At 69.9% G+C, this 6,446-nt stretch carries 8 protein-coding genes; 6 read left to right on the forward strand and 2 right to left on the reverse strand.

The annotated features are described in order from the left end of the window. The 6 genes from BN1969_RS13035 to BN1969_RS18055 all read left to right on the forward strand — a co-directional run. A partial coding sequence (locus tag BN1969_RS13035) for a cobalamin biosynthesis protein (protein ID WP_147577177.1) occupies window positions 1-319 on the forward strand: 319 nt, incomplete at its 5' end. Further along, window positions 316-1,044, forward strand: coding sequence for a precorrin-3B C(17)-methyltransferase (gene cobJ / locus BN1969_RS13040; RefSeq protein WP_050624694.1), 729 nt, complete (start codon window positions 316-318; stop codon window positions 1,042-1,044). The genes BN1969_RS13035 and cobJ, both read left to right, overlap by 4 nt. Further along, window positions 1,041-1,790, forward strand: a complete 750-nt coding sequence (gene cobK / locus BN1969_RS13045; protein ID WP_050624695.1) for a precorrin-6A reductase — start codon at window positions 1,041-1,043, stop codon at window positions 1,788-1,790. The genes cobJ and cobK overlap by 4 nt, the downstream gene beginning before the upstream one ends. An 11-nt stretch (window positions 1,791-1,801) precedes the next feature. Next, complete coding sequence (gene cbiE, locus BN1969_RS13050; protein WP_423243661.1) at window positions 1,802-2,506, forward strand: precorrin-6y C5,15-methyltransferase (decarboxylating) subunit CbiE; 705 nt, start codon at window positions 1,802-1,804, stop codon at window positions 2,504-2,506. A gap of 103 nt (window positions 2,507-2,609) precedes the next feature. Then, window positions 2,610-3,269 carry a precorrin-8X methylmutase gene (locus BN1969_RS13055; protein WP_050624697.1) on the forward strand — a complete coding sequence of 220 codons (660 nt, stop codon included), beginning with the start codon at window positions 2,610-2,612 and terminating at the stop codon, window positions 3,267-3,269. Then, window positions 3,266-4,318 (forward strand): hypothetical protein, encoded by a 1,053-nt coding sequence (locus tag BN1969_RS18055; protein ID WP_050624698.1) that lies wholly within the window; start codon window positions 3,266-3,268, stop codon window positions 4,316-4,318. The genes BN1969_RS13055 and BN1969_RS18055 overlap by 4 nt, the downstream gene beginning before the upstream one ends. A 60-nt stretch (window positions 4,319-4,378) precedes the next feature. Here the strand turns inward: BN1969_RS18055 and BN1969_RS13065 are convergent, their stop codons facing one another. Continuing rightward, window positions 4,379-5,206, reverse strand: a complete 828-nt coding sequence (locus tag BN1969_RS13065; RefSeq protein WP_242850342.1) for a putative RNA methyltransferase — start codon at window positions 5,204-5,206, stop codon at window positions 4,379-4,381. Between the two features lie 11 nt (window positions 5,207-5,217). After that, a complete protein-coding gene (locus BN1969_RS13070; protein ID WP_187120353.1) occupies window positions 5,218-6,039 on the reverse strand; it encodes a sugar phosphate isomerase/epimerase family protein in 822 nt (273 codons plus the stop codon). Between the last annotated feature and the right edge of the window lie 407 nt (window positions 6,040-6,446).

Raw genomic sequence — 6,446 nt, forward strand, 5'->3', positions numbered from 1 at the left:
GGCGGCGGGGCTCCATCCAGCCGCACTGGCGGGGGTGTGCACCATCGACCGCAAGGGGGAGGAGCCCGGTCTGCTGGAGCTGTGCCGCCGGCGCCGGCTGCCCCTGCTCACCTATTCCCCGGAGGAGCTGAGCCGGGCGGAGGGGGAGTTTACCCCTTCCCCCTTCGTCCGTCAGGTCACCGGGACGGACAACGTATGCGAGCGGGCGGCGGTGCTGGCCAGCGGCGGCCCGCTGCTGCTGAAAAAGACAGCGGGGGAGGGGGTGACGGCGGCGCTGGCCGCCGCCCCCTTTGCCCCGAGATGGGAGGAAGCGCCATGAATGTGCTGTATGTGGTGGGCCTGGGTCCGGGCGGCTCCAGGTGGATGACCTGGGAGGCCAGGGCTGCCCTGGAGCAGGCCGAGGTGCTGTGCGGCTACACAGTCTATCTGGATCTGATCCGGGGGGAGTTCCCGGATAAGGAGTACTTCTCCACCCCCATGACCCAAGAAATTGAGCGCTGTCGGGCGGCGCTGGAGCGGGCCCGGTCCGGCCGGACCACCGCCCTGGTGTGCAGCGGAGACGCGGGGGTGTACGGCATGGCGGGGCCGGTGCTGGAGCTGGCCCCCCAGTTCCCGGAGGTGGAGATCCAGGTGGTGCCCGGTGTGACGGCTGCCCTGGCGGGGGCGGCGGTGCTGGGGGCCCCTTTGATGCACGACTTCGCGGTGCTCTCTCTGTCCGACCTGCTCACCCCCTGGGAGGTCATCCGCCGCCGCCTGGAGCTGGCGGCTCAGGGGGACTTTGTCCTCTGCCTCTACAACCCCTCCAGCCGGCGGCGGCGGGACCATTTGCGCATGGCCTGTGACATCGTGCTGGCCCACCGGGGGCCGGAGACGGTGTGCGGCTGGGTCCGGAACGCGGGACGTGCCCAGGGGGAGCACCAGGTGCTCACCCTGGGGGAGCTGCAGGAGGCCCAGGTGGATATGTTCACCACCGTATTCATCGGCTCCGCTGCCACCCGCCGGATCGGAGACCGGATGGTGACCCCCCGGGGGTATGAGCTGTGAGGGTGCTGATCTTCGGCGGCACCACTGAGGGGCGCCGGCTGGCCCGGGCCCTGTCGGCCATGGGCCACCAGGTCTGGGTCAGCGTGGCCACCCCCCTGGGGGCGGAGGAGCTGGCCGGCCTGGAGGATGTGTCCGTCCTGGTGGGGCGCAGATCCGGGGGGGAGATGGATGCTCTGCTCTCCCGGGGCTTCCACCGCTGTGTGGACGCCACCCACCCCTATGCTGTCCAGGCCACCCGGGAGATCGGGGCGGCCTGTGCCCGGGCCGGCGTCCCCCTGCGCCGCCTGCTCCGGCCCGAAGGCGGGGAGGAGGGGCTGCGGGTGGACAGCCCGGAGGAGGCCGCCCGGCTGCTGGCGGGGCGGGAGGGGAACATCCTGCTGGCCACTGGGGCCAAGGAGCTCCCGGCCTTTGCCGCCCTGGAGCCCGCCCGTCTCTTTCCCAGGGTGCTGCCCTCGGAGGAGAGCGTGGCCGCCTGCCGCCGGGCGGGCATCCCCTCCCGGAACATCATCGCCCTCTACGGCCCTTTCACCCAGCGCCTGAATGAGGCGCTGATGGAGCAGTATCACATCCGCTTCCTGGTGACCAAGGACGGGGGAGAGGCGGGCGGCTTCCGGGAGAAGGCCGCCGCCGCCCTGGCTGCGGGGGTGGAGCTGGTGGTCATCCGCCGCCCCCGGGACCGGGGCGAGGGCCTGGAGGACATTCTGGCCTGGTTCCAGGCCGATAAGGAGGAAGCAGAATGGAAGTGACGCTGATCGGGATGGGACTGGGCGACCCCACCACCCTCACCGCCCAGGCGGTCAGGGCTCTGGAGGGGGCGGACGGCCTGATCGGGGCCCGCCGTCTGGTGGAGGGGCTGAATCTGGGACGTGAGGTGCCCCGGTATCCCGCCACCAAGGGGACGGAGATCCTGGAGATCCTGCGCCGGAGCGGCCTGGAGCGCCCCTGCGTGCTGTACAGCGGGGATACCGGGTTCTACTCCGGGGCCCGCTCCCTGACCGCCCTGCTGGAGAAGGAAGGCATCCCCTTCCGGGTGCTGCCCGGCCTGTCCAGCGTCCAGTATCTGGCCGCCAGGCTGGGGCGGCCCTGGCAGGACTGGAAGCTGGTCTCCGCCCACGGGACCCGGTGCGACCCGGTGGCCGCCGTGCTGGAGGGGCGGGAGGCGTTTTTCCTCACCGGCGGCGAGCTGGGGCCGGGGGAGCTGTGCCAGGCCCTGCGGGATGCCGGGCTGGGCCACCTCCGGGCAGTGGTGGGTGAGGAGCTGTCCTACCCGGCGGAGCGGATCACCCGGGGGACGGCGGCGGGGTTTGCCCCGGGGACCTTCGCCCCCCTCAGCGTCCTGCTGGGGGGGGGGGCGGGGCGGCCCCGCTGGCTCTTATTCCCATCTTNGTCAGCGCCATCGCCCTGGAGACCCTGTCCGCTGCTGCGGCGGCCTTTGCCGCCCGGGGGCTGGAGGCCCAGGTGACCCAGATCTGGGCGGCCCGGTCCAAGGGGGCCGGTGGGCTGAACCTGATGATGGGGCAGAATCCGGTGTGGCTCATCTCAGGCCGCCGGAGGGAGGAGGAGGCATGAGAGAGCTGGAACACAGCCGCCCCGCTGACATTGAGGCGGAGAGCTTCCGCATCATCGGGGCGGAGCTGGCGGAGCGGGGGATCGTCCTGCCTGCGGATCAGGCGCCGCTGGTGAAGCGGGCCATCCACACCACGGCGGACTTTGACTACGCCCGTAATCTGGTGTTCACCCCCGGGGCGGTGGAGGCCGGGGTCCGAGCCCTCCGGGCCGGCACCCCCATCCTGACGGACACCAACATGGCCCGGTCCGGCATCAACCGGGGGGCGCTGGAGCGGCTGGGCATCAGCGTCCACTGCTTCATGGCGGACCCGGAGGTGGCCCGCCGGGCGGCAGAGGCCGGGACCACCCGGGCGGCGGCAGCGGTGGACCAGGGGGCGGCCCTCTGGCCCGAGGGGATCTATGCCGTGGGCAACGCCCCCACCGCGCTGATCCGCATGGCCCAGCTGATCCGTGCCGGAGCGATGTCCCCGGCCCTGATCCTGGCGGTGCCGGTGGGATTCGTCAATGTGGTGGAGAGCAAGGAGGAGATCCTGGCCCTGGCCCGGGAGCGGGGGATACCCGCCATCGCGGCTCTGGGCCGGAAGGGGGGGAGCACGGTGGCCGCCGCCCTGTGCAACGCCCTGCTGTATCAGTCGGGAGGACGGGAGAAATTATGAGACGAGGAAAGGACCGGCTCATCGGGGCCGCCCTCTGCCTGCTCCTGCTCTTTGGGGCGGGGTGTTCCCCGGCCCCGGGAGCGGACCAGGAGACGTTGGACCGGGAGCTGGACGTGCAGCTGGGCCTGCTGGCGGAGGTCATCACCCAGGAGGAGCGGAGCGCGGCCATGGACCTGTGGATGCGGCTCCGACCGGTGCGCCAGGCCCGGCTGGACCGGGGCGAGTATCGGCGGGGGGACCGGGAGCAGGAGCTGCTGGAGGAACTGAACGGGCTCTATGAGGCATACACCATCCGGTATCTGGGGGGAGACGACCTGGGCTGGGGCTACACGGACCCGGAGGAACACGTCCTGGCCCGCTACCGGATCGGCGGGGCGGGGGAGCTCACCCTCATGCCCAACTCCCTGGACCTGACCCACGGGCCCTGGACCAGGGAGGACCTGGAGGAGATGTGGGAGTCGATGCAGGCCGTCCTCCCCAAGGACGCCTTTCGGGACTTTCGGAGCTATGTGCCCTTTACGGACGGCGAGGGGGAGACGGTGGCCTATGTGCTGCCCGCCGACCCCGGGGGGAGCCAGTGGGAGATCTGCCTGGACCCGGCGGACATGGGGGACCGGGACTATTTTCTGGAGACCGTGCTCCACGAGTACTGCCACTACCTCACCCTGAACCACCGTCAGGCGGACTATCGGGGGGAGCCCACAGTGGAGACCTACTGCGAGGCCGGAATGGTCAGCCGGGAGGGGTCCTATCTGGACGACTTCTGCCAGCGGTTCTGGACCGGCTACCTGGATGACCGGCTGGCGGATCTGGACAGCTATAACTTCTTCCTGCGGCATGAGGAGGATTTCGTCAGCAGCTACGCCTCCACCGACCCGTCGGAGGACATCAGCGAGAGCTTCGCCTTCTTCGTGCTGTGGGACGTGCCGGAGTCGGAGGCGGTGTGGGCGGAGAAGCTGCGGTTTTTCCTGGACTACCCGGAGCTGACGGAGTTCCGCCGCCAGGTGCGGGAGAACCTGGGGCTGGAGCAGCCGGAGCAGGCGGCATAAATGCAGGATGCCCGGAGGCACACGTGCCTCCGGGCATATTTTATGGGGCGGCGGGAGAGATCAGGCGGGGCTGCGGCGGAACACGTGGAGGTCAAAGCCCACCTGGGTGGTGAGCCGCTTCAGAGCGGACAGGGCCTCCACCCCCTCCCGGGGAGTCTTCCAGCAGTAGGGGGTCATCTGGAACAGGGCCCGGATGTCCTCCGGGCAGTCCAGAGTGATCTCATACCGCACCGGGACGATGCGCTGATAGGAAAAGCCTGTATAGGGGGTTTCCTTGACGGGGTTTTCGTAGGGCTGGGAATAGAGGACCTGCTTCATCTCCCAGAGGTGCCGGGCGGAGGGGACCACATAGAGGAAGGTGCCGCCCGGCCGCAGGACCCTGGCGAACTCCTCCGCGGACAGGGGGGAGAACACATTGGTCAGCAGGTCCGCCGAGGCGTCCGCCAGGGGCAGGCGGTAGGCGGAGGCCACTGCGAATTCCCCCTCCGGAAGCCGCTTGGCGGCCCGGCGCAGGGCGTATTTGGAGATATCGATCCCCGCTGCCCGGGGCCGGTGTCCGGCCCGCTCCAGCGCCCGGAACATCCCCGCTGTGTAGTAGCCCTCCCCACAGCCGCTGTCCAGCAGGACGGGGCCCTCCAGGTGGGCGGAAGCCTCCAGGACCAGTTCCTCCAGGGCCTGGCGCAGCGGGGCGTAGTAGCCGCGCTCCAGAAAAGCGGCCCGGGCGGCCACCATCTCCCGGTCGTCCCCCGGCGCCTTGGAGTGCATCCGGTTGGGGGGCAGGAGGTGGACGTAACCCGCCGCCGCCCGATCAAAGCTGTGGCGGGCGGGACAGATGCAGCCCCTCTCCTCCTGCGTCAGAGGGCTGCCGCACAGGGGGCAGCGGAACAAACTGGGCCCGTTCACAGCAGAGCGCGGATGTAGTCCAGCCCGGCCTTGGCCGCGTCGGCAGGGGGATTGGCACGGAACTCAAAGACCAGATAGTCCTGGAATCCGGTCTCCTTCAGGGCCTGGATCAACAGCGGAAAATCAAAGTGCCTGCCGTCTGGGGCCATGCGGTCCACATCGGAGATGTCCACCTGTCCGATGAGGTCGCCCGCCTTCAGCAGCCCTTGGTAGAAATCCGTCTCCCCGTTGGTGTGGAGATGGATGGAGTCCACCTGGAGCCGGAGGGCAGGGGAGCGGAAGGAGCGGATGAACTCCGCGGTCTCGGACAGGGAGCAGTAGGCGTCGGAGTCGATGCGGCTGATGGCCTCGAAGGCCACCTGGATGCCCAGCTGTTCCGCGCGGGCCAGGATGGACTCCATGCTGGAGCGGAACAGAGGCTCATAGGCCTCGCGGCCGCCGGCATCCCGGGTCCAGCCCCGGATGGCGCCTACGATCAGCTTGGCGCCCCCCAGCTGGGCACACAGCTCCGCGTGGGACAGCATCCGGTCCACCGCGGCCTGGCGCCGCTCCTGGTCCGCCAGGCCCAGGCCCAGGCCCAGGCCGTCTACGGTGTAGATCCGTCCCGTAGCCAGTCCCGATGCGGTCAGGCCGTACTCTCCCAGCACGCGGCGGACATAGGCGGCATCCAGCTCGCCGGGGCGGTTGACCGTCAGGGAGAGGGCGTCATAGCCCAGCTCCGCCGCCCGGCGGGCGCAGTCCTCCAAAGGCCCCATCAGGGGGGCGGTGTTGCTCTCAAAGGTGCCGTCTGCCCAGACGGCGCTGGTCTTCATTCCCATAGGTATCTCCTGTTCCGGGGGCAAGTCCCCCTGCATGTGTGATGGTTTATTATAGCACCGGGGCCGGCCGGGGTCAATTCCCGGCCGGGAAAGAGAGCGGCTCCGCGGGAGCGGACAGGGCCTGATGCCCCCATCGAGCCGGACGGCGGGCGCACGATGTGCGCCCCTGCGCAAAAGCTGAAGATATCTCGCAGGGGCAGCCCCCGGAGCTGCCCTCAAAGCCTTCCCCCTGGGTGGGGAAGGTGTCACGGCGGATGCCGTGACGGATGAGGGTGGTGTCCCCTGCCGGTCCAATCAACACTCCGCTGAGTCCGATCAGGGGCGGGGCGGCCCCCTGCCCCTGGAACGGGAACGGAAAACCCCGCCCGCGGTTCATACAGGCGGGGGGAGCGGGCGGGGGGCGGGGG

Origin of the sequence: Clostridium phoceensis (assembly GCF_001244495.1) — a bacterium.
GTDB lineage: Bacteria > Bacillota > Clostridia > Oscillospirales > Oscillospiraceae > Lawsonibacter > Lawsonibacter asaccharolyticus.

Coding starts and splice junctions, on each gene's coding strand:
- cobJ (WP_050624694.1), top strand. CDS start 316: ATGAATGTGCTGTATGTGGTGGGCCTGGGTCCGGGCGGCTCCAGGTGG.
- BN1969_RS13070 (WP_187120353.1), bottom strand. CDS start 6,039: ATGGGAATGAAGACCAGCGCCGTCTGGGCAGACGGCACCTTTGAGAGC.
- BN1969_RS18055 (WP_050624698.1), top strand. CDS start 3,266: ATGAGACGAGGAAAGGACCGGCTCATCGGGGCCGCCCTCTGCCTGCTC.
- BN1969_RS13055 (WP_050624697.1), top strand. CDS start 2,610: ATGAGAGAGCTGGAACACAGCCGCCCCGCTGACATTGAGGCGGAGAGC.